Genomic DNA, 618 nt, shown 5'->3' on the forward strand with positions numbered 1-618 from the left:
CCTGGCCATCGGTCTGTACACGCCCCCCGTGGGCACCACGCTGTTCATCGCCAGTTCGCTGGCCCGCGTCAAGGTGGGCCAGACGGTGCGTGCAATGGGGCCGTTCTACCTGGTGGCCTTTGGCGTGCTGATCTTGGTTTCCTATGTGCCGGCCGTGATTCTCAAGTGACCGGAATCCTCAATTCAACTGGAGTTTCAACATGACCGTCAGTCAAGAGAAACTGGCCGAGATCGCGCGCTGCGCCTGGCGCATCCGCCGTTACGCCGTGCGCATGGGTGAAGTGCAGGGCCAGGGCTATGTAGGGCAGGCTCTGGGCTACGCCGATGTGCTGGCTGCGGCCTACGGCCACGCCCTCAATTTCCGACCCGATGATCCACAGTGGGATGGAAGAGATCGCTTCCTGCTTTCACACGGGCACTACGCCATCGCTTTCTATGCCGCGCTGATCGAGGCAGGCATCGTGCCAGAGTCGGAGCTCGAAACCTACGGCAGTGATGACAGCCGTCTGCCCATGTCAGGCATGGCTACCTACACGCCCGGCATGGAAATGTCGGGCGGTTCCTTGGGTCAGGGGCTGCCTATTGCCGTGGGCATAGCGCTGGGCCTGCGGCACCGAG

The 618-nt window shown here is 62.5% G+C and carries 1 pseudogene; it reads left to right on the top strand.

From position 1 onward, the window contains the following. Positions 1-200: 200 nt before the first annotated feature. Positions 201-618 (top strand): annotated as a pseudogene (locus tag QZH66_RS18040) (transketolase); the annotation flags it as partial.

The organism is Stenotrophomonas sp. YIM B06876 (assembly GCF_030711595.1).
GTDB lineage: Bacteria > Pseudomonadota > Gammaproteobacteria > Xanthomonadales > Xanthomonadaceae > Stenotrophomonas.